The organism is Gemmatimonadaceae bacterium, from assembly GCA_019752115.1.
In the GTDB taxonomy this organism is placed as follows: domain Bacteria; phylum Gemmatimonadota; class Gemmatimonadetes; order Gemmatimonadales; family Gemmatimonadaceae; genus Gemmatimonas.
Window position 1 is genome coordinate 1 of the sequence record JAIEMN010000027.1, and the last position, 25741, is coordinate 25741.

23 protein-coding genes are annotated in these 25741 nt (G+C 63.3%); 10 read left to right on the top strand and 13 right to left on the bottom strand.

Annotation, left to right across the window (positions count from 1 at the left end):
* The first annotated feature begins 133 nt into the window (after positions 1 to 133).
* On the top strand, positions 134 to 319 hold the full coding sequence (locus K2R93_14350) for a hypothetical protein (GenBank protein ID MBY0491020.1): 186 nt from the start codon (positions 134 to 136) through the stop codon (positions 317 to 319).
* A gap of 309 nt (positions 320 to 628) precedes the next feature.
* Positions 629 to 1516 (top strand): hypothetical protein, encoded by an 888-nt coding sequence (locus K2R93_14355; GenBank protein MBY0491021.1) that lies wholly within the window; start codon positions 629 to 631, stop codon positions 1514 to 1516.
* Positions 1517 to 2212: 696 nt separating this feature from the next.
* On the opposite strand, the gene K2R93_14360 is transcribed toward K2R93_14355, so the two are convergent.
* The 3 genes from K2R93_14360 to K2R93_14370 all read right to left on the bottom strand — a co-directional run bounded on the left by K2R93_14360 (position 2213) and on the right by K2R93_14370 (position 5723).
* Complete coding sequence (locus K2R93_14360) at positions 2213 to 2692, bottom strand: hypothetical protein (protein MBY0491022.1); 480 nt, start codon at positions 2690 to 2692, stop codon at positions 2213 to 2215.
* On the bottom strand, positions 2683 to 3873 hold the full coding sequence (locus K2R93_14365) for a hypothetical protein (protein MBY0491023.1): 1191 nt from the start codon (positions 3871 to 3873) through the stop codon (positions 2683 to 2685). Before K2R93_14365 ends, K2R93_14360 begins: the two co-directional genes overlap by 10 nt.
* Before the next feature lie 1064 nt (positions 3874 to 4937).
* Positions 4938 to 5723 (bottom strand): bacteriocin fulvocin C-related protein, encoded by a 786-nt coding sequence (locus tag K2R93_14370; GenBank protein MBY0491024.1) that lies wholly within the window; start codon positions 5721 to 5723, stop codon positions 4938 to 4940.
* A 328-nt stretch (positions 5724 to 6051) separates the two neighbouring features.
* Between K2R93_14370 and K2R93_14375 the strand changes: the two genes are divergently transcribed.
* Together K2R93_14375 and K2R93_14380 are read left to right on the top strand one after the other, a co-directional pair.
* A complete protein-coding gene (locus tag K2R93_14375; GenBank protein ID MBY0491025.1) occupies positions 6052 to 6783 on the top strand; it encodes a glutaminyl-peptide cyclotransferase in 732 nt (243 codons plus the stop codon).
* A 62-nt stretch (positions 6784 to 6845) separates the two neighbouring features.
* Positions 6846 to 7259: a hypothetical protein gene (locus K2R93_14380; GenBank protein MBY0491026.1), complete on the top strand. Its 414-nt coding sequence runs from the start codon at positions 6846 to 6848 to the stop codon at positions 7257 to 7259.
* Here the strand turns inward: K2R93_14380 and K2R93_14385 are convergent.
* The 4 genes from K2R93_14385 to K2R93_14400 form a co-directional block, all read right to left on the bottom strand.
* Entirely contained in the window at positions 7240 to 7425 is a 186-nt protein-coding gene (locus K2R93_14385; GenBank protein ID MBY0491027.1) for a hypothetical protein, read from the bottom strand. The genes K2R93_14380 and K2R93_14385 overlap by 20 nt on opposite strands.
* Complete coding sequence (locus K2R93_14390; protein MBY0491028.1) at positions 7422 to 8174, bottom strand: hypothetical protein; 753 nt, start codon at positions 8172 to 8174, stop codon at positions 7422 to 7424. Before K2R93_14390 ends, K2R93_14385 begins: the two co-directional genes overlap by 4 nt.
* Before the next feature lie 1350 nt (positions 8175 to 9524).
* Positions 9525 to 9797 (bottom strand): hypothetical protein, encoded by a 273-nt coding sequence (locus K2R93_14395; GenBank protein ID MBY0491029.1) that lies wholly within the window; start codon positions 9795 to 9797, stop codon positions 9525 to 9527.
* Positions 9798 to 9808: 11 nt separating this feature from the next.
* Positions 9809 to 10411 (bottom strand): hypothetical protein, encoded by a 603-nt coding sequence (locus K2R93_14400; protein ID MBY0491030.1) that lies wholly within the window; start codon positions 10409 to 10411, stop codon positions 9809 to 9811.
* A 497-nt stretch (positions 10412 to 10908) separates the two neighbouring features.
* Here K2R93_14400 and K2R93_14405 point away from each other — a divergent pair, with 497 nt between their 5' ends.
* Positions 10909 to 11838 (top strand): IS481 family transposase, encoded by a 930-nt coding sequence (locus tag K2R93_14405; GenBank protein MBY0491031.1) that lies wholly within the window; start codon positions 10909 to 10911, stop codon positions 11836 to 11838.
* Between the two features lie 300 nt (positions 11839 to 12138).
* Here the strand turns inward: K2R93_14405 and K2R93_14410 are convergent, their stop codons facing one another.
* From K2R93_14410 to K2R93_14420, 3 genes are all read right to left on the bottom strand, one after another.
* Positions 12139 to 12579 (bottom strand): hypothetical protein, encoded by a 441-nt coding sequence (locus K2R93_14410; protein ID MBY0491032.1) that lies wholly within the window; start codon positions 12577 to 12579, stop codon positions 12139 to 12141.
* Between the two features lie 542 nt (positions 12580 to 13121).
* Positions 13122 to 13601, bottom strand: a complete 480-nt coding sequence (locus tag K2R93_14415; protein MBY0491033.1) for a hypothetical protein — start codon at positions 13599 to 13601, stop codon at positions 13122 to 13124.
* 146 nt (positions 13602 to 13747) lie between these two features.
* Positions 13748 to 15463 carry an Ig-like domain-containing protein gene (locus K2R93_14420; GenBank protein MBY0491034.1) on the bottom strand — a complete coding sequence of 572 codons (1716 nt, stop codon included), beginning with the start codon at positions 15461 to 15463 and terminating at the stop codon, positions 13748 to 13750.
* A 511-nt stretch (positions 15464 to 15974) separates the two neighbouring features.
* On the opposite strand from K2R93_14420, the gene K2R93_14425 reads away from it, so the two are divergent.
* Both K2R93_14425 and K2R93_14430 read left to right on the top strand, forming a co-directional pair.
* On the top strand, positions 15975 to 17327 hold the full coding sequence (locus tag K2R93_14425) for an AAA family ATPase (protein MBY0491035.1): 1353 nt from the start codon (positions 15975 to 15977) through the stop codon (positions 17325 to 17327).
* Between the two features lie 142 nt (positions 17328 to 17469).
* Positions 17470 to 18225, top strand: coding sequence for a phage Gp37/Gp68 family protein (locus K2R93_14430; protein ID MBY0491036.1), 756 nt, complete (start codon positions 17470 to 17472; stop codon positions 18223 to 18225).
* 3 nt (positions 18226 to 18228) lie between these two features.
* Here the strand turns inward: K2R93_14430 and tcmP are convergent, their stop codons facing one another.
* From tcmP to K2R93_14445, 3 genes are all read right to left on the bottom strand, one after another.
* On the bottom strand, positions 18229 to 19137 hold the full coding sequence (gene tcmP, locus K2R93_14435) for a three-Cys-motif partner protein TcmP (GenBank protein MBY0491037.1): 909 nt from the start codon (positions 19135 to 19137) through the stop codon (positions 18229 to 18231).
* 237 nt (positions 19138 to 19374) lie between these two features.
* On the bottom strand, positions 19375 to 20112 hold the full coding sequence (locus tag K2R93_14440; protein ID MBY0491038.1) for a hypothetical protein: 738 nt from the start codon (positions 20110 to 20112) through the stop codon (positions 19375 to 19377).
* 430 nt (positions 20113 to 20542) lie between these two features.
* Complete coding sequence (locus K2R93_14445) at positions 20543 to 20848, bottom strand: helix-turn-helix domain-containing protein (protein ID MBY0491039.1); 306 nt, start codon at positions 20846 to 20848, stop codon at positions 20543 to 20545.
* 263 nt (positions 20849 to 21111) lie between these two features.
* Between K2R93_14445 and K2R93_14450 the strand changes: the two genes are divergently transcribed.
* From K2R93_14450 to K2R93_14460, 3 genes are read left to right on the top strand one after another with little or no spacing between them, the layout of a single operon-like run.
* Complete coding sequence (locus tag K2R93_14450; GenBank protein ID MBY0491040.1) at positions 21112 to 22956, top strand: hypothetical protein; 1845 nt, start codon at positions 21112 to 21114, stop codon at positions 22954 to 22956.
* Positions 22956 to 23942: an ATP-binding protein gene (locus K2R93_14455; GenBank protein ID MBY0491041.1), complete on the top strand. Its 987-nt coding sequence runs from the start codon at positions 22956 to 22958 to the stop codon at positions 23940 to 23942. Before K2R93_14450 ends, K2R93_14455 begins: the two co-directional genes overlap by 1 nt.
* Positions 23932 to 25701: a hypothetical protein gene (locus K2R93_14460; protein MBY0491042.1), complete on the top strand. Its 1770-nt coding sequence runs from the start codon at positions 23932 to 23934 to the stop codon at positions 25699 to 25701. The genes K2R93_14455 and K2R93_14460 overlap by 11 nt, the downstream gene beginning before the upstream one ends.
* Positions 25702 to 25741 lie beyond the last annotated feature (40 nt).

Consider the following 25741-nt stretch of genomic DNA (forward strand, 5'->3'; position numbering starts at 1 on the left):
CCGACCAATCCCTTTGTCTCGTGCCATGCTCCCAATCTCTCAAAGCGGGGAGCCTCCATCAAACCCGGGGCGCTTCAGTCAGCGACCCACCACGCTCGGCGGGCGCTGTTGGTCGCCGAGGGCATGCCCGGCCTTGTCAGCCCATTCGAGTGGCGCGGAGGACGAGCTGGACGTCCGCGCGCTGATGACGGGGATCTCGCTGGGCGGGGACGGTGTCGCCGCGGAGTTGCTCGACGAGTTGGCACGAGAGGGGGTCGCAACCGGAGCGATCGCGACCCGTCGCTATCGCGCGGGATTCCCGCTCACCGCGCTCGAATAGGCGCCAGCCGGCCCCTGCCACGGGACTGTCGTCTCGGATCCCTGCGCCAGAAACGACGAGAGCCCCACCAGTCAGTCGACTGGCAGGGCCCCGTACCTCGACAACGCCTTTCGCAGCCCGAAGGCTCCTACGCGATCGGCACCGTAACCGAGGAATAACAGAGTAAGTTTATGGGACTTGCCATCTTCCCGCAAGCCCCCCTCCTAAAGGCGCTAAAGTAAGCCTCCAGCCAAAGGCGGACCTTTGTCCCCATGACGAAGGGGCGCCATCTCGTGAGCTAATCTACCCAATCGTGTACCCCCATTGTCCATGACTAGTGCCCCGGCGCTCATCAGTATTGCGGCTTTAGAACGAGCCTTATCGCCAAACCGTCTGGCCGGTTACCGACAGCCGGGTGATAAAGACCTCACCGATGGACTCGCGCGATACATCTGGAATCTTGCGCTCGCCGATGCCATCTCCCCGGTCCTTCATGCGTTTGAGCTGACGCTCCGCAACGAAGTGGTTCGTGCAGCAGCAAAAATCGTCCCGCCTCGCATCACCGCAGCCAATTCAGCTGCTCCAGTAACGGTACCCGTATTCACGCCGGGCTTGTTTCCGACGTGGCTTGATGTGCAGCCCACCATGCTGCTGGACAACGAGTTGGCCAAGCTAAAGCGAGCCAAGAGCGACCTCGGCAGTGACCGACGAACTCACACCGAAGGCCATCTGATCGCGAAACTCGACCTTGGGTTCTGGGTCGCGCTGTTGCGCAAGCCGTATGCAGACGCTCGCGCTGACGGACCACGACTGTGGCCAGCCGGACTCAAATACGCATTCCAGCATCGCCCGAAGCATATCAAAGATGCCGTGGATCTATTCCATGCGTTTGACCCCATTCGGATGTTCCGTAATCGCGTAGCCCATCATGACCCCATTTGGGACCGCAAGTACGTATTTGAGCACGACCGCGCGCTCCACTGCCTCTCGTGGATGAATCCGACACTTGCTGCGGCGGTCACGACCATATCGCGTGCCCCTGCCGTGTTCGGTGTAGGCCCCGGCGTTTACCGCCCGTTGGCCGAGGACATACTTGGCGCGGGTCCCGGTACAAGCGCCGATCCGATTGTTCGCGTCGTTCGCGCCTTGAAGGCCTTACCGGCGAGTGACCGCGAGGAAGCAGCGACCGCGATGCTAGACGCCATTACTAAGCGGTGACTGTATGGCTTAAGACCTGCGTCGCGTGCCCGATGCCTCCGGAATCGTCTGAGGCCTTTGGATTCCAGAGTGGCATTCAGGTCGGGCGGCGGCCCTAGAACGTGTCTTCGCTGCTCTTGTCGTCCTCGAGGAGGCGCATAAGGGTCATGCTGCCGAGCAATGGAGCGCCGGAGACGAGCGGGGCGTAGGGGCGTTGATGACCGATATCGCGCTGAGCGGAGACGCTTCGGCCGTCGAGGTACTTGAGGAGATAGCGCGGGTCGGGGTCGCGACCCGGGCGATAGCGGCCCGTCGCTATCGCCCGGGTTTCCAGAGATAAATGGCCCGACGCGCAGGGCCATGCTGCCGACGAGCTGACTCACAAGGTCGGATATCTTGTCCCGCGTATCGTTCCAGGCAATCGCGAGGGGAGTCAAACCCCGCTTGTGACCGTCGCATGTATCCTTCGCGAGCGGGTTGTGATGCGTGAACACGCGTCTGGCGCCGCACGGACTACGCCGCGCCCCACAGGCAGTAACTCGACCACAAGCTAAGCGGCGCACAGTCGCCAGCTGTGACCCGCCGCTTAGCGGCAAGACCATCGCTCCGCCCTAGGGCCCGTGAGCGTGGATCAGATTTCGGGGGTCACGTCAGAACCGGAGCGGCTGATCCTTCTCCTTACGTCGTGGTCGTTGTCGGCTGAACGCAACCGTGCCTTTACCGAATCTGACCGATGCGAACGCCGCTGCTTCTGAACAGCTGCCATACACTCGCTCGTGCTTGCTCCACACTGTACACATCTACCGCCACGAAGAGCGAGTCTACCGAGAAGACCGCAATCGCGCGCGTGGTATCTGGCTGCGCGACACCAGCGCTCCCCAACTTGCCGCTCAACGAGTCGATTGCCCGTCGATACTTCCGACAGATCAGCGTGTCGGAGACAACCACGGGGACGCCGCTCGTGAGTGGCAGGTTCATTTGACTCTTGAGGACCACGTGAGTCGAATCAGCGCTCAGCAGAAAACCCGAGAGCAACTTGTAGTTGATATCGGCTAGCTCATCAGTGGTGTCCAGGCAAGGACTGCCGCTTGCTATCGTGCGCACGATCGCGGCCTCGCCTGGCTCCCATCGCGTGAAGCCGCTCGTAAGTGCGGGGCCTAGGATCGCGAGGGTCGCGAGAAAATGCTTTACGGCCATGCGCACACTCCCGATTTCCAGTTGTATTCGTACAGCGGCTGATATTTGCTGTCTCCACCCTGGCTCGGCGGCTTGTAAAACATGACGTACTGCTTGTCGATAACGAACATGGGCAATCCTTTCAGCGCAGGATTCGTGACGGGGGTCGTACTTCCAGTCGCCAGATTATAAACGGGATTCATAATCATGAACGATAGGTCCTGAGGATTCGCGCCTTTCACGTAGGCTATCCTTGAGGTATCCTGAGCGGGATATGCCGCTGGATCACCACATTGCAAGACCTCGTTCGGTCCATATGGGTGCGTGTGGATCCAGGATACCAGCGTGTCTCCATCGACCGTCACGTTTGATTGCGGCGGATAGAAGCCGACTCTGCAGGGATTCGGATTGTACGCTGGCGGATCTACAAATTTGTACACTCCGTTCTTTCGATAAACGAGTCTCATTCTCTCACTTCGCCGATACGTAACGGTATCATCGGCGTTTGAAAGAAGCATCATCCGCTTCATCTCGTCTCGCAGTTCGCGAGAATCGAACAAAGGATCGCCACTGCCGCAGGCAACGGAGACACGTGCGCTCGCCTGCTCCTCGACCGCACTGGATCCAGAGCCGACCAGTGCGCGAAGGTACATTCTGCCGGTCTCAAACACCGGCACCTTGCACGAGGAAGTGCTTGAGGAACACGTACCCGTTCGCGGTGAGACGGACGGCTTGCCGACGACTGAATCCGGCACCCAGTACCAGCCGATGACGCTGATCGAGAGTCCGCTCGCAGAGGGGGTGAACAGAACCGAGTCTCCGGCCAAGACGCTCGTCTTGTTCGCGGCTAGCGTAAGTACAGTTGCAATCGGCTCTATCCTTACGTTCTGCGATCCGCCAGCGACATACACGCACGGTCCACTACCGCAGTTGAAGTATCCCGGCCAGGTCGGCTGGCTTTGTCCCCAGCGGCGGACGAATCCTCCGCCTGACACGATGCCGACCGTGCTGTACTCCGACGTCGCATCGTCGGATGGAGGATTAAGACCCGTTTTGCACGACATGACCCAGTCACCCGGCGAGCCGGATGCCAATCGAAAATCAGTAACCACCACCCCATTGCACATACTGCTGACCCACTCGCCGTCTGCATCTAAGTAGAAGTATGGGGCTCCTCTGAGCGAGGCAAAACTCGGAGTCATCGCCGTTGTGTAAGTGCGCGCAAGGCGACCTTTGACGGTGAGCTTGACCCGCGTACGATTTGTGTATGATCGAGGCCAAAGCACCGAATCGGCGCCGGTTGCAGGGTCTCGAGCGAGAAGAGTCGCCTCCGCCAAACCCGGGATGGGGCCTGGAACGAGACTATCTGAGCCAGGCAGCATTATCGGTGAACTCTTGTTAGGCAAACCTACGGGTGGATCAGTGATGGCGTCCGTACATGCACCCAACAGTGCTACCGTCGCAATCCCCGTGATTCGTACCCATCGCGTAAGGCGTGGCAGAGCGCGCAAGTCATTTTCCTCCGGAAGTGATAACACCCTACAAGTGTATGGAAATGGAGACTTCTCTATTGAAGAAGCCGCGCTGCTCAGTATTGAAAGACGTCAAGTAAGCGCGGTGGCGGCGCCCTCGTTCCAACACCACGGACCGCTCACGGGCACAATTCTCATCCGCCGCTTGATCTCGTCAAGAGAAGTTAGGATCGATCCACGCAGAAAACTGTGACGAACCGCGATCGGTACATCCTTAGCATGTGTGAACGCACCAACGGTCGCTAGCGGATGCACGCATTCGCCGTAAGGCGAACGCGAGTCCGATATCGTTCCTCTGCATTACTACCACGCCGGAATGATCTTCACGCGTCGGAGCACACCCTGCGACGCTGCTCAGGCAGCAGCCTCACGACGCCTTCTCGGCCATCGCGTCGAGGGTTCACCTCGGTCATAAACTCGTCGCGCTTGCCAGCGACTTCATGCCAGCCAATGCCGATGCACCCGACGAGAGACTCGTCAGCGTCACGCTGCTCCGTCGTGAAGTGTCTACGGTTAGAAGTCTCCGGCAGCGCTCGGGCAGCTCATTTATCGTGCGAAGGAACACCCCTCCCTCAAATCCCTGCTCGGTGTCGCCAATGCAAGGCGCAAAGCATGTAGCCACTAGGTACAAGACCTAGTGGCTACTGTGCTTTGAAACCAGACGAGAGAGAAGCCTCATGCGCGCGAACGAAACCGCTCGTGTTTTAGCTTCCCCCTGCGAATGCACAATCCGTTCAAGTGAAAGGACACCGGCCGTCGCATGGCCACGTCATAAAGCAGCCGCATGAAGCCTGTTCACCCGTTTCCGGCGCGCACGGTGATCCACCGATACCACAGTTCCCGCAACTACAGTAGGAGGAAGCGGAGCAGTTGCACGGCCTAAGCTGCACTAGCCCGAGTTTTGCCGCACCAATGTTAAGGAGTGCGAAAGCCCTTGACCCTCCAATGATGCTTGCCCGGATCAGGTTCGGCTGCACGAGGCTATCGGCAGCTTTCGGACGGAGCTTTACGTCGGAGACTCCAATGGTTGCGAAGATCGCACCGGCTTGAGCACGACTAAAGAGCGTTCTATTAAACGTACAAAGCTCGTTTGCAACTTTCTGTCGCGCCGCGAGCGGCTTACGCTCATCAAATACGTCCGGAAGTCGCTCAATCGCGAAGCGAATCTGTGCAATCTGAGCTTCGGAAAGAGAGTCTCGGAACGCGAGACGAATGGCTCGCTGCGCGGGTGAGAGCTGCTCGCTTGGGAGAACAAATGAAGAGAGATGTTCCCTCCAAAGTGCAACCTTTTCTTCGGCACTAAGCATCGCAATTAGAGGGCGCCGGCGACGTTCTGGTTGGGCTGCAATCCCTGAGAGCGTCGTCGGCCGAACATTAGAGCTGAGTTTGAGCCAATCCTGCACCTCCTTGGTCGGCGTGGGAGGTTTACTGATGTAGCCAATTGCTCCGACGCCAAGCAACGCAATGCCGCAAAAGGTTGCGACGCCCAGCCATGCTCGCCATGCAGATTGCCGTGTCATAGAATTGCCTCCAAATAAATAGTGGTGCCGCTATTTGACATTTGCGGCACTGCAGCATAGCAATCACTCGAACCTCGGCAAGAGGAAAGTTTTGCCCGACAGCCTCGACTGTTCGTCGCGTTATCAGACTCGCGGGACGACTCGCTTCCGTCCTGCACGTTGCTGTTACGTAAGAAGCCGCTCGCTGTTTCTCCGTTAGATCAATCGAGTGTACGACCGCTGAGGAATTCTGTGTATGCGAGCTGGGGAATTCGGCTTTTGCGCGCGAAAGGCATCATTAGTAGCGAGTCTTCTCGTTGCTGGGACTTCACTAAGCTGCGGGAAGGATATGGCCTTGGTTCGTAATCCCGTCGCGAAGGTAGAGCGGTTGCCAGGATACGATGTGGAGGTTGTCGCGAGCTACCCACACGACACCGCTGCATTCACCGAAGGACTAGTATGGTACAAGCAGCGTCTGTTTGAGGGCACCGGTGAAGTAGGCCACTCGGATATTCGGGAAGTCGCTCTGCAGACGGGCCGCGTCCTACGTAAGCGTGCGTTGCCTTCCCCGCATTTCGGCGAAGGTATCGCGATCCTCGCTGATCAACTTTATGAGCTCACGTGGCGATCCGGGCGCGCCTTCCAGTTTGACGTGCGCACCTTTCGCCCAGTGCGTGAGTTTGCGTACACGGGCGAAGGATGGGGACTGACCACGGACGGTTCTTCCCTCATTATGAGCGACGGGTCAAGTACGATCCGTTTTCTGGATCCTTCCACTTTCGCCGTGCGACGCACGATTCAGGTTGTTGATCAAACGCTCCCGGTATCCCAGCTCAACGAACTTGAGTGGATCAAGAACGAGATCTGGGCGAACGTTTGGCAAACGGATCAAATCGTTCGTATCGACCCGGCAAGCGGAAAGGTCGTCGGTTGGATTCACCTTAACGGCCTGCTATCCGAAGCAGAGCGCAGTAGATCCGACGTCCTCAATGGGATCGCGTACGATTCAGAGCAGGATCGAATCTTTGTGACCGGCAAGAACTGGCCTCGGCTCTTTCAGATTCGACTTCGAGAGCGTTGAGTCCCCGATGAGGAGCTGCCGGATCAGGATTCGGGGGGCAGACCAGCGAAGACTTCCCCGAAGTGGCTGACCATCTGCGGCAGCTGTGCGAGCGCGAAATCGCGCGCCTTGGACGCGTTCAAGCGTGGCATGGCGAGGTGACCGCGGACGACAATGATCGCTATCGAGAGGGCCGCGTGATCACAGAGCGACTCGCCCACCACGCGATGATGCTGCCGCGGCTACTCGACCTGCCGACTCGGGCGTGGCGTCGGGCGATCAAGGGGCCGAAGACCGCGGTGATCGCTGAGTCGCTTCGGCCGGCGGTCGAATGGATCGCCGAACAGCTGGGGGATTCGGCCGAAGGGCGCATGGCCCGCTTGGTAGATCTCGCGCCACGACTCACCCCGCGCGAGACCCATGCGGGAGGCGCTGGCCGTCGCCTTGCGGTGGGCCCCGTGGATGGCGCGCTCGCGATTAGCGAGCGCCGTACTTGAGCTGTCGCGCGGTTTCGCGCGGGTGCTGCCCCGTGTGCACCGTTTCCGTGATCATGGCCTCGACGGCTGGCTGTTGTCGCGCGAAGAGCTGAGCGAGGGCAAGCACAGCGCGATCGTCCGGGTTCGGTGAGGTCGCGAGCCGATCCCATGGGGTCGGCTGGCTCATGCGCCCATCCCACCCGCGCGCTCCTCGCGACGCACCCATTCATCGAGGCTCGTTTCCGGCTCCCGAAGGAGGCAGTCGTACCGAAAGCGCCACGACTGTAACGAGTGCGCGCTGCGTCCGGCGATCGCCAAGTGAAAGAAGTCGTCAGGATAGGGTGATTCAGGATAATCCTCAGGATCAAACATGGCCTCGTCGTCGATCTCCACCTCGGGTGGATAGTAGACGTAGTCCGGCAGCCCGCTCGTTTCGCGAATGGTCGGTGATGCGCACTGCTCGAGGAGGGCGAGGCCGCGCGCACTGAACTGCGCGGGGTAGAGTCGCCCAATGAGATACAGCACATCCCACGGGCGCCGATGGAGATCCTTTCCTTCGATCCGTACGATGTCGCGCGCGGCGCGCTCCCCGAGCAGCGCAGCATCCCGCCAGCGATCGCGAACGGGGTGATGGAAGTCGGCGCCGTCGCACTCGATGCCGAGCCGGCAGCCGTCCGGCGCAATGAGCAGAAAGTCGAGGCGGAACAGACCGCCGATCGTGCGTACCTGGTGCTGCGCGACGAGCTGCGTCTCGCGGTCCAGCACCTTGACCGCGAAGTGCGCGAACCGCGCCTCGAGTGGGCTCTGCATCCGCTTGGGACGAGCGTGCTCACCGCGCGGACTCTCCAAAAAGTCGTATAACAGCGGCCGGATTGTTGTCGGCTGCGCCGCGAACGGCCGCAGGCGCGCCGCCTCGGCGGCCCGACTCTGCTTCACGCTTTCCCATCGACGTACCAATTCCTCGTGCGTCATGTACTGCGTGCCCCGGAAGACTCGTCGTTTCCCCGCCTCCGCGGGCCCAGAACCGATCGAACACGCGGCCATCAGCGCCGCCATCATTTCACGCCGTCCACAACGCCGCTCACCTGGGCGACATCCCCAGCATAGGCACAGCCCGGCTTAAGTTCTAGTTGACAACGTCTACCTGGGGGTTTTGCGCGGGTGACACCACACCAATGGGTGTCCACCACGCTGCCCCGACCGGTGGCGACGCTGCGTCCGACCGCGGCGCCCGGAGTCCGGTCGGCGACGCGAACCCAGGCACGCTATGGAGTGCCTTGGGAGATGGCGTCCGTGATGGCCGCCGGTGAATAGGTCCGCCCCCGCCCGAGCTCGACGATCCGCGCTTCGCCTTCGCGCGCGACCCACATTCGCAGGCCGTCGTGCCGCCCAGACGATAGGGGGCCGACGTACCAAGTGCGGCCGCGGACATCGATCACTTCGGTACCTTCGAGCGGATGGTGCACGGGAGCGCGGTCGCCAAGAATGATCGGAGGACGGCGCGGAATGCCGTCGCCCCTGGGTCCGACGCGAGCCCCCGCGCACGCGCCACATTCCTGTGCGCGCATATGCTGGTCGCTTGGTCGATCGAGGTGGATGAGGGTAGAGTACCGCGAAGCCCTGCCGGTGGCACGCCCCAGGCGTCGGACCTGGGCTGCGGCTTTGGCGGGGGGGGGACACACGATCAGCGGGTGACCGCCTATCACGAACCCGCTGAACTGCAGCTGCGACTTGTCCTGGGTGGACTGGAGCCGGTGGTCTGGCCGCCGATGCGCTGGGCGCCCGGCCGGGAGGCGCTGACACTGCGCTACAGCGTCGACCGGGAGACCTGCTACCGGGGGGGGTGAGTTCTCTCGGGTTCGCCGTCCTCGTGCCGGGTCGTGTCACTGTCGTAGCCAGACCGTTTTGAGACGCTCAGCCGTTGCCGGTTTTGAGACAGCGGCAGGCTCCCGAATTGCCTTTGGAGGGTCGTCGGTAGCTTGATAGCGGCGTGCGCACTAAGCCCTCAAAGAGACATCGCGTTCGGCGCAGCCTGCGACCCATCGCCCAGGCGACCGCCCTGCTGCGTCGCCTAGGGGTGGTATGGGACGTCCGCTGTACCCCAGCCGGACTGTGGCTCGTCGACTTCTATACCCCGAACAATCTGCGCATCTCCGTCAGGACGCCCCAGAATTCCCCGACGCCGCCGGTTCTCGCGCTGATGATCTTTGCTCATGCCGCAGCTCGCAGCCGCACGGTTCTGCCTGAGCTAGCGGCGTTGTAGTGCGGCCACGAATGGCGGCAATGCTAGTTCGGCGGGACCTCCACCTCGGCAATCTCCTCGAGATTGTCCGCAGCATCGCGCAGCTCCGCGCAACTGCCGAGCGAGGCGACCTGCACCTCCGAAATCGCGTCGTTCGCCGCTCGGACGTTGGACTGTGCTTCCTCTAGCGCGCTCCGCAGTTTCTGAATTTCGGCCGCTTGGTCCTCGACCTGCGCCGCCAATGCTTGCTCGTGTTCCGACGGGCCGCACGCGGCAACCGTGACCATAGCGACCACGGTCAGGGCGAGACGGGCCATACGAGTTTGTGTCATTTGATGCGCTCCACGACAATCTCTCGGTCGACGCCATCGACACGAAGCTTGTATCGCGCACCCGATTTGTAGATGAGGACCTTCGGGCTGTACTTGTAGTGGACGGTGATCCCGGCTCCAACCTGCTGCCAAATCTGCCCGTTCTGGAGGCGGAATACTGTCTCGCCATCCCATCCCTCGAAATCTCCGTCGATGCGGGATTCGATCACGGCCGCTGTGGCGGAGGGGGCCTCCGAAGGTTGCGGCGCAACCGTGGAGGTCGACGGACTGGACTGCAGCGGGCGCACCTGCAGCTTCTTCTTTTCGACGATCATGAATCCCTGCTTCGGACACACCACAACCGACGGGTAATAGGCATAGAGATACTCATACTCAAACTGCACCTGCCAGAGACTACCGTCGTCGAGGCGGAAGATCTCGTCGTTGTTGCCCAAGAAGGGGGCCGGCGTTCGGATGGTCCCTTCGATACACGCGTCGCTTGTGCGGGCGCTCAGTGGAGCCCGGCTGCCCGCCTCCGGCGACACCCTCGCCGAACCCTGGCCGCGCACACTGTTGGCGCTCGCTCGTGCCTCCGCTGAGTCCACGCGTCGTCGTTCCATATCCGAAAGAACCGTCTTGTCGCACAATGCTGGGAACGCGCCGACCAAGCACGTTGCCAGATTTTCTCGACGCTCGGCTGCTCGCACCTGATCTAGCTCTGATGGGGTCAGCTCAATGTAGCGACAGAGTGCTCTGTACTTGCCCGAACTACACGTCGCCAGATTCTCTCGGCGCTCAGCGGCCGCTGTTACCGCGCGCGCTTCGGGGCTGAGTTCCTCGTATCGACACAGCGCGCGGTATTTCCCCGAGACACAGGTCTCCTCGTTGACGCGTCGCTCCGCGCGTCGCGCCTGCTCGCGCTCCTCCGCCGTCAGCCATTCATACCGGCACAGTGCCCGATAGCGCCCGGTCAGGCACGTCCGCGCGTTCTCCGTGCGCGTCGGCGTGGATTGCGCTCGCGCAGGCCTAGCTGTAGATGCTAAAGAGGTTGTTCACAGGGGATAGCAGTTACAAGCTGAGGTTGTCGAGGCCATCACTCACAACCGCCAGAGCCCCCATGAACACCCACAAAAATGCCCGCCTCACGGCGTGGGCGCGACAGGCGATCGTGACCCGCGTGGAGGCGGGCGAGACGCAGGGCGCCATCGCCGCGGCGCTGGGCGTCTCGCGCGAGACCGTGAATAAGTGGTACCGTCGCCTGTCGCAGGCCGCGGAGCCGGCAGAGGCGGCCCCAGACCGCTCCTCGCGACCGCAGACGTCGCCCACGCGGTTGCGCCGCACCAAGCGGCGCCAGATCCGCAAAGCCCGGGAGAAGCGCTGGAGCAGCCCGCGCATCGCGCAGCACTACGACATTCCGCTGTCGACCGTCACGGCCGAGCTGCGTCGCCAGGGGCTGAACACGCTCGCCGCCCTCGAGCCGCCACGGCAGGTCGTGCGGTATGAACGGCCGCGTCCCGGGGAGCTGGTCCATCTCGACATCAAGAAGCTGGGCAAGATCGGCCGCGTCGGGCACCGCATTCACGGCCAGCGCGAGACACGGGTGCGAGGCATCGGCTGGGAGTTCCTCCACGTCGCCATCGACGATCACTCGCGCCTGACCTATGCCGAGGTCCTCCCCGACGAGCTGGGGGAGACCACCGCCGCCTTCCTCGTGCGGGCGGTCGCCTGGTTCGCGAGTCACGGCATCACGGTCGAGCGGCTTCTGACGGACAACGGCAGTGCGTACCGCTCGCTGACCTTTGCCACCACGTGTCTTGAACTCGGGATCAGTCAACGCTTTACGCGCGCCTACCGTCCCCAAACCAACGGCAAAGCCGAACGCGTGATCCGGACCTTGCTCACGGAATGGGCCTACGCGCGGGCCTTCGGCCGCTCGTACTGGCGCACCCGTGCCCTCGATGACTACCTGATCTTCTACAACTTTCAGCGACGTCACAGCGCCCTGAACTATCTTCCCCCAGCCTCACGCCTACCTGCTGCGCTGTGAACAACGTCCTTAGCAATTACACCTAGCGCCGCCGGTGAACAGTATCCCGGCGAGGAGGCCAATCAGCTGGTAACTCTGAACACGGGTCACTGATACCGCTCCTCGTTCTGATGGCCGACGCACAGGCGCGATGCTTCGGCGGTACTCGGGCTCGCGAATCGCATAGACTCAAAGAGTGCGCCCAACCCACACCACGCCGTATGCTTTGCCGAAGGCCGTGTACGGCAGCGTCGCCATCCATCACGAACTCGCTTCCGACGCATTTTCAGCGCCCGCACCGTTACAAGCCGACGGCGCCGATCACCGGGCGATCCGGAGGATGGGATGGAGCTCAAACCCATTTCGCGCACGCCCTCGTTGTTTATGAATGAAGTCAAAGAACCCAACGCCTTCGAAGGTGGCCATCGCAGCTCGAGGAACCAGGCGGAGCGAATCGCGCGCGGCAGAAAAGCGGGCCGAGTGATCCTGGTTCGTCACGCAGCTCGGGTCGGGAATCTCAACGATCATCGTTGCCGTCGGATTAGCGGAGTCCCGGAGCACCACGTGCCAGTCACGATCATCCTCTACGATGATCTGGGCAACTTGAGCGCGCACGCGATAGACGCGAAGCTCGTGAGGCGGCAGCCGTCTGGCCTGCGGGTACGCCATCTCCGGTATCGGGAGCTCGTTCAGCGCCGCGACCGTGGTTTCGACCACGCGGCTATCAATTGCCGCCGCATCCGAGTCGGCGAGCACCTTCACCGGCCAACGATCGACTCCGCACCGGGGTTGATGCTGGGGCCGTGGTTCAGCCGCTTCAGTCGAAGCAAGTCCACAGAACGCAACGAATGCCGTTAGCCGTCGCATCGTCGACCGTAGGCACCCCGATTGCCTTGGGCCATGGCGTCCTTCTCACTCATGAACACGCCGTTCTTCGTCGTGCCGTAGTTCCGGCTTCCCGGACAATGATAGATATGACTTGTCCGGTTGACCCACACCTTGGCACTACCGCCGCCCACGGGGGCTCCTGGAGCCGAGCTTGAATCCCTTGGCCTCAGCGCGCTCGAGTCGATGAGTGAACGGACAGGCGCTGGCGTAGCCTCCGCGGGCGCGGGCGCCGCAGCAGGCGTACCCACGCGACAGGTTCGGTTCGCCGCGATGCAGCTATTCCCACACGGGATCCCCTTCTTGCACTGGCGTTGGGCCGATGCGGGGGCCGCCGCACCGAGGATAATGATCGCAACGGCCACCAGGCGGGCAATCGTTCGCATGCGACGTTCGGATTCGGGACAGAGGGGATGTCGCTAGCGGCGACGGCGACCGGAACTCGATGTGCCACCCGTACTCTTCGTGCTCCCTTTGCTCGACGGCTTGGCGCGCGTGTGCGGTGCCACGCAGACACCATCTTTCCGGCAGTAGCCTTTGACCTGGACCACGTCGCCAGACTTCGCTGACGCGCCGTCTCGGGAGGCGCCGATGGCGCGCGCTGTCCGCGCGGACGAGATGGACCGAACGGTCGCGAACCCCGCCGAGTCTAGGTGCACCGCGACGAGCGACCGCTTGTCACGGCGCAAAAACGCGTTTGCTCCCGCGCTCGCGACCGTCTCTCGAGCCTGCTTTCGTGCGCTGACGGCCTCGGTCGAGAATCCTTTCAGGGCTTTCTCCCCCACGATACCGATGCGCTGGACATGCGCGGCATCAATCTCCTCGAGCGTGACATCGTCGAAAAACTGAACATCCCCCGGCGGCACGCTCGCGAGGACGGGATGCGGCTCAAGCTGCACCGTCCCACTCGGCGCGCAGGCCCCCGACAGGAGGCCGGCAAGCAGCAATGAACCGGCGCGTAGCACGTTAGGGAACCGCGACTGGACTCTGTACATTGGGATGCTCGTTGGTGAAACGGTGGAAGACGTCACTCACGATCCGCGTCCTACGGAAACGTGCAGGTCAGCGCGTATGCGGGCGCGACGCTTGGCGTCTTGGTCGCATTCACGGTGTAGTACGCGAGTGCGGTGCCGTTCTTCACAATGATCGGCGGTGTTGATGTGTACGGGTTTCTCGCTGAGAGGCTGCTATACGGACTGCCGTAGGTGCCGTACTGATTGTTGGTGCTCAGCGCCGCATACGGACTCCCGTACTGGCCAAACTGGTTCAACACGGACTCTGCGTCGAAGCGGTTCGTAAAGCGCCCGAGATACTTCCCATCATTTGCGAAGATCGACGCCCCCGCGATGGCCGTGCAAACATTCGTCGTCGGAGCCAGTACGGTCACCGTGATACTGGCTTGCCGTCCCTCGACATTGGCGGTGACCACCGCCGCACCGGCGGTGAGCCCGGTGATGACCGCCGTGTCCCCGAAGACCTGGCCATCCACGACGTTGAGATTGCTCGAGAACCAGCTGACCGACCGTCCGGTGAGCACGTTGCCCTGCGCATCCCGATAGGTCGCAATCAGCGTGCGGAAGTCCCCCGCCAGCATGCTGAACGAATTGGTCGAGAGCGTCACGGACGCGACGGCCGCGGCCGTCACGGTGATGGCGGCCGTGGCGGACTTGCCCTCACTGGTCGCGGTGATCGTGGCGCTCCCCGACGAGACGCCGGTCACCACGCCCGACGACGAGACTTGGGCAATCGTCGCGTTGCTGGTGGTCCAGGCCACCGGTCGTCCCGTCAGCACGTTCTGCAGATCGTCGCGCAATGTCGCCTGCAACGCGGTGGACTGTCCAACCGCCAGGGTGCTCGTCCCTGGCGTGACTTGCACCGTCGCGACGGGAGCCGGTCCGACCGTGAGTGCCGCACTGCCCGTCACGCCTTCGCTCGTCGCGGTGATCGACGCCGCGCCAACACCGATCGCGGTGACCACCCCACTCGCGGAGACCACGGCCACCGATTCGTTCGTACTCGCCCAGGTGACCGTGCGTCCGCTCAGCGTAGCCCCGCTCGCGTCTCGGGGGAGGGCCGTGGCTTGCGTGGTGCGGCCAGGTGTGAGGGTCGTGGTGGCCAGACTGACCACGAGACTCGCCACTGGCGGCTGCGTCACCGTAATCGTCGCGCTGGCACTCCGGCCTTCGCACGTAGCGGTGATCGTGGCGGTTCCCGGCGCGACCCCTTGAACGAGCCCCGTCTGGGAGACGGTCGCAATCTGCGCCGCACTGGTCGTCCACGTGATTTGCCGGCCTGAGAGTACGGCGCCGGCGGCATCGCGCGCCACGGCGGTCGCCTGGACGCTGGTATTCGCCACGATCGACGTGGCGGCGAGGGACACGCTGATGCTCGCCACGGGCACGGGCATTACGGTTACAACCGCCGATCCACTGCGTCCCTCGGCGGTGGCCGTGATCGTCGTGGTGCCCGCACTCAGCGCCGTGACGGTTCCCGATCCGTCGATCGATGCGACCGTTGGGGTGCTGGATGACCAGGAGACCGTCTTTCCGGAAACGGTTGAACCGGTCGCGGTGCGGAGCGTGGCAGCAGCCGTCGTGGTCGCGCCGACGGTGAGCGCGCTCGCACCGAGCGAGACCTCGACGGTGGCGATCGAGGGCACCGGGGGCGGCGCCGTGGTCCCCACGTCACCACCGCCACCACCGCAACTGACGACACTCAGTACCAGCAGCGAGCGCAGAGCGCTCCGCGCGATTCGCGTCATACGTCCTCCGATTCCCGTCACGGTGCAGCATGACGGCTTCAATGAAATACCTACAAGTGAACAAACAGCGCGGAAGAAAGTAGACGTCGCGCCACGTAATGCAATACGGCATTACCTGCGTATTTCGTCCCTGCGCATGATGCGTGCGAACGCATGCAATCAGCATCAACACGTCTAGGGACGATATGATCGCGCGCGACGGAATACAGTAGCCATTCGGAGTTCACGTTTTCCATGACAGCAAACCCGAATGCAGCACGCCACATATCGCGTGGGTGCGCGGCGGGGCCCTTACACAAGCGCGTGATGCTGACATTGATAGACGCGTGGGATTGCCATCGCGTCGGTTCAGCGATCGGTCGTCATTGAGGTGCGGCACGGCGACCGCTGCGGTGCGCTACGCATTCTGGCGCGCGCTGCCGTCCGCGCGGGTAGGTATCTCATATGGATGAGACAGCTTGCTCCCGGGCACCGATTTAATGAAATTGAAGGTGCCGAATAAATACCGAAAATGGCCTCCTCTCTCCAGCTGACTCTTCCGTTCGCTCCGTCGTGGTCGTGGTGGCTGGTGCGTGAGGCCCAGGTCGCCATGGACCACGTGATTGAGTATGCGCTGACCTGCACCGCACTGGCCCCCTCGTGGGGCCGTTGGGGCCATCCTGACGCGTGTGTGTCCGCGGTCGATGCGGCGGTGCAGCTGGAGCTGTGGAGTGTTCCAGGGACGGCCCCACGCGACCCGACGCGTCCGCGATCGGATGCGGTCAGCCTCGCGGATCTCGATGAGGACGACGATCGCGACGATCGCGACGATCGCGATGCGCTCGACGCTGACGACACGAACGACGAGGCCGACACCGCGGGGGCCGCAACCGGCGCGGTCTACGAGGCCCGGGACGCGTGGATGGGCATTGAAGCGATTGTTGAACGGCTCGGCGAGGCGGGAGTCACGGGTAATCCTGAGGTGGTACGGCTCCTCGCGCTGCTGGCGTCACCGGCCTACCGCGCGCACGGGTACGGCCCGCGCTTCTTACTGACGGCCCCGCCCAGCGCGGGGAAGACGTTTCTGCTCGGCGCCCTCGCCGACGCGCTTGGCGTGCCCAGCCTGCATATCGATGCCAGCATCATTACGCCCGAAGGCTGGTCCGGCACCAACGTGAGTGAGTTGATCAACGCGCGGATCGGTCGGGGACCGGGCCAGTATTCGATCGAGCAGTGGCGCGCGGGGGCGGTGCTGGTGCTCGACGAGATCGACAAGGCGTGTCGGGCGTCGCCGGATGACCGGTATGGCACGGAGGTCCGGCTGGAGCGACAGCACGCGATGCTCGGGCTGGTCTGGGGCGGCACGCCAATTCGCTTGAAGGATGGCGCGGCGATCCGCACCGACCGGTGGGTTGTCGCGGCGTGTGGCGCCTTCGCCACCACGCGGTTCGTCGCGGAACAGCGTCCGCCGACCGATCCAGAGTTGATTGCCTGGGGGATGAGTCCGGAGCTCGCCAGTCGGCTCCCGATCCGACTCGTCCTCGCCCCGCTCACGCGGGCGGCCTTCGTGGAGCGACTGCAGCATGACCCGCGCGGCCTCACGCATGTCCGTGCGCTCGCAGCGACCTTGGGCGTTGAACTCGAGGTGCCGGAGCAGACGCTCGCGTTCCTGGCGCAGGCCGCCGAGGCTGATCCGCAGGCCTTCACGGTGCGCGCGGCATCGGGCTGTTTATCACAGGCCGTGCTTGAGCGACTCGCGCGCATGGGACCGCAGCAGATTGGGCAGGCTTTGCGCCTCGTACCGGACGACCTCACGATTGTGGTGCAGGCGCCCGTACGCCGTCGTCCTCCGCGGGATGGCGAGGACGAAGTGTTTGCGCTCTAGGCGCTGGGCACGACGGAGGACCTTGCGTCGTCGGGTAGTGTTTACGAGCGCCGCGCGTTGACCGGCGCGACAGCGGATAGGGGTTCGTGGCGAAAGTAGCGTGCCGCTAAAGTGACCTGACCAAGCGATCGGAGAACTGGTGATGAAGCGAACAACCGGGATCGAATGGACAGACGTCACGTGGAACCCGATGACGGGTTGCACGGAGATCTCCGCGGGATGCGAGCACTGCTATGCGGCGTCGGTAGCGCGCACACGCCTTGACACTATCTATCGGCAACAGACTCCGGTCCGGGACACGCCACGCAATCGGGCGGATCCGTTTGCCCCTCGGTTTTGGCCAGATCGTTTGCGGCTCCCCACAAGCTGGCGAGCGCCCCGGCGCGTGTTCGTCAATAGCATGTCCGACGTCTTTCACGCTCATTTCCCGGAATCGCAGATCCGCCAAGTGTGGGAGGCCATGGTCGCCGCCCCGCAGCACCAGTTTCAGGTCCTGACGAAGCGCCCGGAGCGCGCACGGCGACTCGCCACACTACTTGCGTGGCCGTCGCATATCTGGCTTGGGGTTTCAGTCGAACACGAAGACACGGCGCGGCGGATCGACCTGCTCCGAGAAATTCCCGCCGCAGTGCGCTTCGTGAGCGCGGAGCCGCTCTTGGGCCCGCTCGATGCCGTGGACTTTCGTGGCATCGATTGGGTGATTGGCGGCGGAGAGAGTGGCCCCGGCGCTCGCCCGGTCTCTTTGGAGTGGGCACGAGGGCTCCGCGATGGCGTGAAGCGCGCCGGCGCGGCGTTCTTTTGGAAGCAGTGGGGCGGCGCGCACCCGAAAGCAGGCGGACGCCTGCTCGACGGCGTCGAGTGGAACGAGTACCCCGCGCCTACCCTGTCCGACGTGTAGGACTCACCCAGCGAACAATCCGAGCTGCGGGCTCACAGTATCCATCTCCCACTCGGCGAGTTTCAGCGCGACTGGCTTCCGGCTTGCGAAGAACATCGTGTACAACTCGCACGCACCGGTCCGGTAGATGCGACGCGGGCGTAACACATGCGCCAGCCCGAGCGTTGCCAGTTGCCGTTCGTAGAGCGCTTCGAGCTCCTGCCGCATCTCCGGACTCTCCGCGTCCGTGCGGCGTGCTCGCGCGATGCGACGCCAATCGTCGCAACCGAAGTACGCGGTTAAGGCGCGCTCCAAGGGATTCCCGCGATAGGAGATCGCGCGATTGACCCCCATCATCCCCGGATACAGCAGGTACAGATCGAGCGCCCCGGGAACCGAGGCGCGGAGCGCCTGGCAGGATGCCCAGGGCCAGTGCCCCGGCTTCTCCGGATCGACAAACGCAAAGACATATGGCCGTGGCGGCATCATGCGCGCTAGGCGTCGCACGACCGCATTGGCGTCGTCGTTGATGACCTGAATGTTCTGCCGCGGAACGGTGAGGCGTCCTTCGGCGTGGAGTGCATCGACACGTGCCGTCAGCGCGTCGTGATCGTCCTCATCGAGATTGACCAGAATCGCATGCGTGAACTGAGCCCGTCGAGCGCGCGCCGGCTCGCCGAGCGCGTCGAGGACACGAATCGCGCCCCCCGGCAAGAACTCCCGAGCACGCGCATCAAAGAAGACGCCCGGTCCGGCGAAAAGGTCCACGTACACGCGATGGCAAAAGTGACGTGCTGCCACCGTCAGCGCAGGTGCCAAGTAGCGATCGAGGAACGACAGCTTGTCGTCTGCCCATCGGCCATTCGAGCGCGCAATGTGGCCGTCATGGGCAACGGGGTCTCCCTTCCGATACTCCACCATCGGTGACTTCACGCACGGCTCCGGGCAAAGGACACGAACGCGGTGACCATGGAGCCTAACACGGTCTCGTGACATCCACCAAACGAACACAAAACGCGGAGGAGTGGCTCGCGCTGGTCGCCGACAGTGTCAACATTTGTTGACATGCGAGCGCGCGGCGCGCGTGAGAGGGAGGCGCGCTTCACTGTCAAGAAAGGCTGACACGGCGTGCGTCTGCACGCTCTCGCGCAGCGCCAACGGGAGTGTCAATCACCCAGGGGGTGCCCAAGCTGCGATACGTGCCCAGGACTCCTCAAGGCTGAGTCCGTCGAGCTGAACGCCAGTGCCGTTCGCATCCACCACGAATTGCGCGATGCCGTCGAAGTCGGACGGCGGCAAGCGACACGATTCGCGCGCGTACGGATTGTGAATGGCATAAAAGCGCGCTTTGGGACGTTCATCGCCGCTAATGGAGAGTCCGGCTACTACGCCCAACTGCCGATGCTTGCCAGACTGAACGAACGTGTCCACGAACGAGGGGGTCATCCGCATCGCGCCGCTGTGGAACGCAGCGCCCACGGGAAAGCGGATTTGCATCTGTCCGAACAAGCTCTGAAAAATGTCGCCGAACAGGATACCGAACGGCAGCCGCAACACTTCACCGCGACTCACGAGCACTACCAGCGTGGCGCGGTCGTCATTCGGCAACTGCTTGTAGGCCCCCTTGAGCACACCACGTATTCGGGGACCTTGGACACTGCGGCTATACACGCCGGTGGGCAGTTCTTCGGATTCGTGGAGGCTCTTCACTTCCACGAATACGGTACGTCCCGACAACGTCCGGAAGGCCCACTCCCCCTTGTGAGAGCCACGGCCCGGGGGCTCATGGGCGAGGTAGGTCCAGCCCACGAGTCGCTCGAGATAGGCTGCGACGATCAGTTCGTTCGCGATGTCCCAGATTGGATCCGTGCTGCCGCGCTGCTCGCGCTTCGCACGGGCATGGGTCAACGCATGGGGAGGAATCCCTCGGAAGCGTTCTCGATATGCGTCCAGTAGGCCGTGTCGCTGCGCGAACGCCGCGGCGAGCTGTAGCAGGTGCCTCCAGTACGCTTCTTCGTCCCCCTTCGTGACTCGCCACGCGCCGAAGGTCTCAGCGTCCCCCGCCTGCAAGGCCTCATACCACGGTGCACCAGCGAATAGCGCCGGCCGGAGATCATGCCCAGGAGCATTCATGATCGAAGCAGACAGAGGAGATGGGCGGCGGGGGCGGGACCTGATCGCTCATCAGTCACGCTCCAGTACACGATAGCCATGCCAAGGACCGATCGACGGACAGTCGAAGGTACGAAGCGACAGCGAACATGGGCCGACGCGCTCGTGCTCATGCGCGAGGCCCGCGAGGGCGTCGCGCGAGGCGTCGGCGCAGTGCCCACCGGAACTATTCGTCGTCGTCCTCAAACTTGGGTATCGCGGCACGCTCGAGCAGGAACTCGTGCTCGTCCTTGCTCCGGGGAGGACCGAGGAGGTCTTCCACCGTGATCCCGAAGAAGTCAGCGAGTATCCACAGCTTCCGATACGACAGCTCGCGCTGGCCCCCTTCGTACTCGTTGAGCGCGCCGTGCGAGAACCCGAGCTGTAGCGAGAGATGGCGCGCCGACATGCCCTGCCGCGTACGCCAGGCTTTGATGCGTCTCCCGACCAGGAGACGAATGTCGACATCCGAAAGATCGGTATAGCCCCACATTTGGCGAAACGTAGCCCAATCAACATTTATCCCGTTTTTGCGGTCATATACGCAAATATGTCCTTGTAAAGCAATGATTAACGTCCGTGTTTGACGGACGAGCTTGCTTGTGTTTCGGCGTTTGTTCGGTGCAATGTTCTCCCGAATTCGCGGACGCGGACCGCGAGGACCAGGGTGTCGGCAGGTTGGCGTGCCGAGCGGTGCGCCGACATCGTCGCCCACACGAGGAGAACATGTTTGGCGGAGAACCACGCTTACGCGCCGTGAATCGCCCCACGGACGCGAACCGCGAGGAACAGACGGCGGTCGCAGTACAGGCAGATGAACGCGCACGAGCGCGATGGCAGTGGGCGCGGGCCATCGCAGTCGCATCACAAACCGCGCGTGGGTCCATCCGCGCCAGACTCAGCGATCTACAGGCGATCGGCATTGCTCCCGCCGGTCCCATTCCGTCGCCGGCGCAAGTGCGCCGACTGAAGGCGGCGTGGGACGCCGGCCATCGGGAGCCGCACGCCTATCTCGACAAGCCGCGAACCGGACGCCCACGATTCCATCGTGACCAAGTGAAGGCTCAAGCGTTTCGGTCCGCCATTCTTCAGGCACAAGCCGTGGCACCGCAAGCCGCGACGATGGTCGTCGCCGAAACCGCGGCGCAGCGCGGGTGGGCGCAGCCGTCGCCAAGCACCGTTCGACGCCTGTTGGCTGACGTCGGCTATCGACAGCTCGTGGCCGCACGGCATGGCAGTCGCGCTGCCGAACTGGATGCGAGTGTGACGGGGCATCTCCCCCGAGAGAATACGCACTATCGATGGTGCATCGATGAAGGCATGCTGCCGCTGTGGGCTCGGTACTTCTGTCCGATCGCGCGTGGCTTCCGTTCGTACCGGCCGTGGGTGGTCGTGGTACGGGATCATACCTCTAGCATCATCGTCGGATGGTATCTGGTGAATCCCGTGGGTAACGGGAGACCGGACCGTGACCCTCGTTTGGGCTTCGATGCCGATGACGTCATGGCGGCGCTGATCACGGCGGCGTCGGCCGACGTGGCGCCGCCCTCCTGCCGCCCGTTTGCCGGTGCGAGCCCGAACGTGATCCGCTGGGATAATCACTCGACCCATCGTCTGCTCGAGCGCAGCTGGGCTGACTACCGCGGCGCGGCGCCAGCGATAGAAGAGGCCGAGCCGCCACGTCACGAGCGCGTGCCGGTGCGACGGCCTATCAATAACGGCGCCGCTGAACGCACGATCGGCATCCTCAAGTCGCACCTCGCGACCACGCCATCGCATATGGATCGGGTGCACCCGGCCGATATGGCCAACCTCGAAGTACGCGAGGGGCCCCCACGCGCGCGAACGATGGTCGCCGCGCACGGTCCGGAGCGACTCACGAGACACCGCATTGTCGAAGCGGAAGAGCTTCCGGACCACGCCGCCGTGTTTGATCTCGTCGACGCTGCGGTGACCCAGTACAACGGGTCCCGCTATCAGAAGGGGCGCCTCACGCGAGCCGACGCGTTTCTTCGTCATCGGTCGTCGACCGCCAGGTCTGGTCAGATGCTGCTCCGGCTCCTGCCCGTGCAAACCCACCGCGTGACCCGAGAGGGCCTGCCTTTTCTGCACCGCGATGGGCGCGTTCTGATCCGGCCAGAAAACCCGGCGGCCTTGTTTGCGGCCGCAATTCCTCAGCTGGTGACGTTCTACGGCGATCCCGGAGCGCGCGGCGTCTGGGCGCGCCAGCGCGACGCCCTTGTATTCCTCGCACGCCGAGACGAACCGCTCTCGCCGACGGCGTTCCGAGACTTCGTCATCAACGGCGCGGCGCGGGCGCGGCGAGCCTCTGATGATGTCGATCCGGCCAGCGTGCATCTGGCAATTCCGCAGCCCGACCGTTCAGCGCTGAATCCAAGCGATATGGACGACGCCCTTGACGCACTGTCTGAACAGGCGCGCCACCCTGCCGTGTTCACACCAACCGAGAGGCATCACGACCATGCCGGCGAGCGGCACTCCACGCCGCAGGATCTTCGAACCGATTTCGACATCCTCACCGCTGAGCAGCTCCGCCAGGCTGAGCGCGTCGATCAATACATCGCCGAGGATACCCTGTAATGCCCATCATCCCGACGCTAGACCGGGAATCCGCGCCGGTGCCTGAGACGATACAGCTGGAGCAACCGGAGGAGCGCGCCTTGCCCTACATCGAGGAGCGTCGACTCGAAGGGCAGCTCCGTCATGCGCTCGTGCAGGCGGTCTGCGCCAATGCGCGCCTGATTCTCACGGGTCCACGCGGTATCGGAAAGAGCTTCACGGTCAATCGCTTGCTCACGCGCCATCTCCGAGAGCTCGCTGGAGATGGACCATTACCGTGTGTGATCGCCTGCTCACTCATTGTCGCCAATACAGCCCGGGACACGTTTCTCGCCATCGCCCGACAGGCGGAGTACCGCCGCATCGTAGAACGCGTGTCACGCCATCGTGTGCCGGACGACGCGCTGCGCGGCGAACTGCTCAGCGCCATGAGTCAACATGGGCGCACCGTGCTCGTCATCGACGAGGCGCACAACCTGAGTGGACCGGCCACGCAGGCGATTCTGGATTTGCTTGCCGAAGCGGACGATCGAGCCGGCAATGAAGCGCGGGAGCCCTGGCTTGGGGTAGTGCTGATCGCATCAACGCCACACGATCGAGCGCTGCTATCCCGCATCGGTCCACGCGAACGGATCCAGAACGTCGTCACCCTCAACGCCGATGCGCTCGGAGACCTCGCGCGCTATCTCGTCGCGTGGATTCCCGAACTCCGAACCACGCCGGAATTTTCGAGCGACGACAGCGGTGCGGACTGGATCGCGAGACATCTTGGCCATGACGATGTCACGCTCAGAACGATCGTCAGTCTAGCAAGTTCGCTGCGAGTCATCGCGGATCGACTCCAGCAGCGCGGCCCCCTTACGACCCAGAGCCTGCTTGGGCAACTGACCGTGCTCGCCCGTCAGTACATCGGCCATCAGCATCGCGAGGGTGCGCGCATCGCCATCCTCCCCGTTCGAAGGAAAGCCGGGCGCAACAAGAAGCGAGGAACGCCTCATGCCGAATAAAGCCGGTGTCGCAACTTCGTCGACGGTACGCGACCCTCAGGTGATCGCGCTGCTCGAGGCGATCGTGACACGAGAGCAGGAGCCGCCCGCTCTCGTGCCGACAATACAGTCCGTCGCCAGGCGTTCGCGGCGATCGTTCGACCGCGTTTTTCAGGCCCTGCTGCGACTCGACGGCACTGCCGTCCACATCGGATATCTGCCGACCGGCGTGCTGGCGGTCGCCCCCGCGACGCATCCCGAGGTGCACCGCATGGTGCCGGCGAAACACTCGCTGCGACGACGCCAGATCATCGGCCCGTTCGAGCAGGCGCTCAAGGAGCAAGTCGCCCGCGCGGGACGCGGCGTAGAGTCGATGGCCGTCCGAGATGCGCTCCTGCAGCAGAACATCTTCTGCACCTCGCAGTTTGCCACGGTGTGTTGCCACGCGTTGCTTAAACGCGGAAAGATCACACGCGCATTTGTCGCCACCCGCAACCCCGATCAACGACGACCGCGTTGGGTGTGGGGTCCACTCGGAATCGACTTAAAACCAGAACGGGTGATCATTTCGCAGGGCGCTCTCGCGCATCAGCTCGTCGACGAGTTGGCGCGCGAACTTGGACGTCCGGTGTCACGCGCCGAGATTCGGGCGTGGGCGAAGGCTGGACTGCCCGGGGCCTCGGCAGCGTTGCTTGAGTATCGCGCCGCGGTCTCTAGACTGATGCAGTCGTACCTGCCCGTGGTACTCGGGCAGACCAAGGGGCTGAACGCCTGGAGGCCGTCGGGTGCCGCGCGCGGTACGCTCGGTTCGCGGTACTCCACCGGTGGAAGCTCGACGCTGCACCATGACCTCATCGGGCTTGAGGATGCGATCGAACGCTTCGCGTTCGGTAAAGACCTGGACCTTGAGCACGACCTCCGCTCGCGGGCGGGCTCCATCGGCAGCGCGCTTCAACACGTGCTTGTGGCACGCGACGAGTATCGGAGGGCGGCGCTTCGGTCCATGGTGCGGAGTGAGGCGGACATCGCGGCGCTGGCCGCACACGCAGTGACGGCCGCGTCGAAGATCATGAGTTGGATCACCACCCCGCGCCTACGCAAGACCTGCGAGCGGGTCGTTCTGCGCTGCGAACGTGTGCTCGCCGTCGCGCCGCTCCTGGTGAAGCTCGCCGCACAGGATGCCCCCACGAGCAGTAAACGCGTGTTCGTGGCCGATCGAGGGCTTCGCGACTGGACAGCTCTCGAGCGCTGGCGGGCGGAGCTCTTCGAACGTGTGCCGAGGCGCCGGCGGTCGGCGAGTATTCTGAGCGGCGCCAGGCGGTTCCCTGGCTTAGGCAGAGTGCTGGAGATCTCCACCGCCGAGACGAGCATCGACGTGCTGGATGGCTTGGAAGGATTGCTGGAGACCATGCCCCTGCCCCGCGCCAAGACTCTTGTTGACACCACGTGCATGCTATTCGGGACCATCATGCGGGATGCCGCCGTGGTGATCCCGCTGCTGAGTGATCCAGAGGTCCCTCGAGGTATTCGTTACGGCGCGTTGATCGGCGCCTCGCTCTTGGGAGCGCCGCTACGGATTGACCCGCGATCATTCGGCCATCAGCGGCAGGATATTGATGCGCTGGCATTCGCCGCGGCGGTCGAGCCGGAAGCGTCCGCCGACACGATCGAGGCGGTGTTGACGCCAATCGCGGCGGAGCCACTGCCTATGCGCGGCCGTGCGCTGAAACTGATTGAGCGAGCCCATGAGGGCGCGCGCCTGACGCTCATTGACGACTGACCTTCCGTGGACCGGACATGCTCAGCCTTGATCGCCTTGC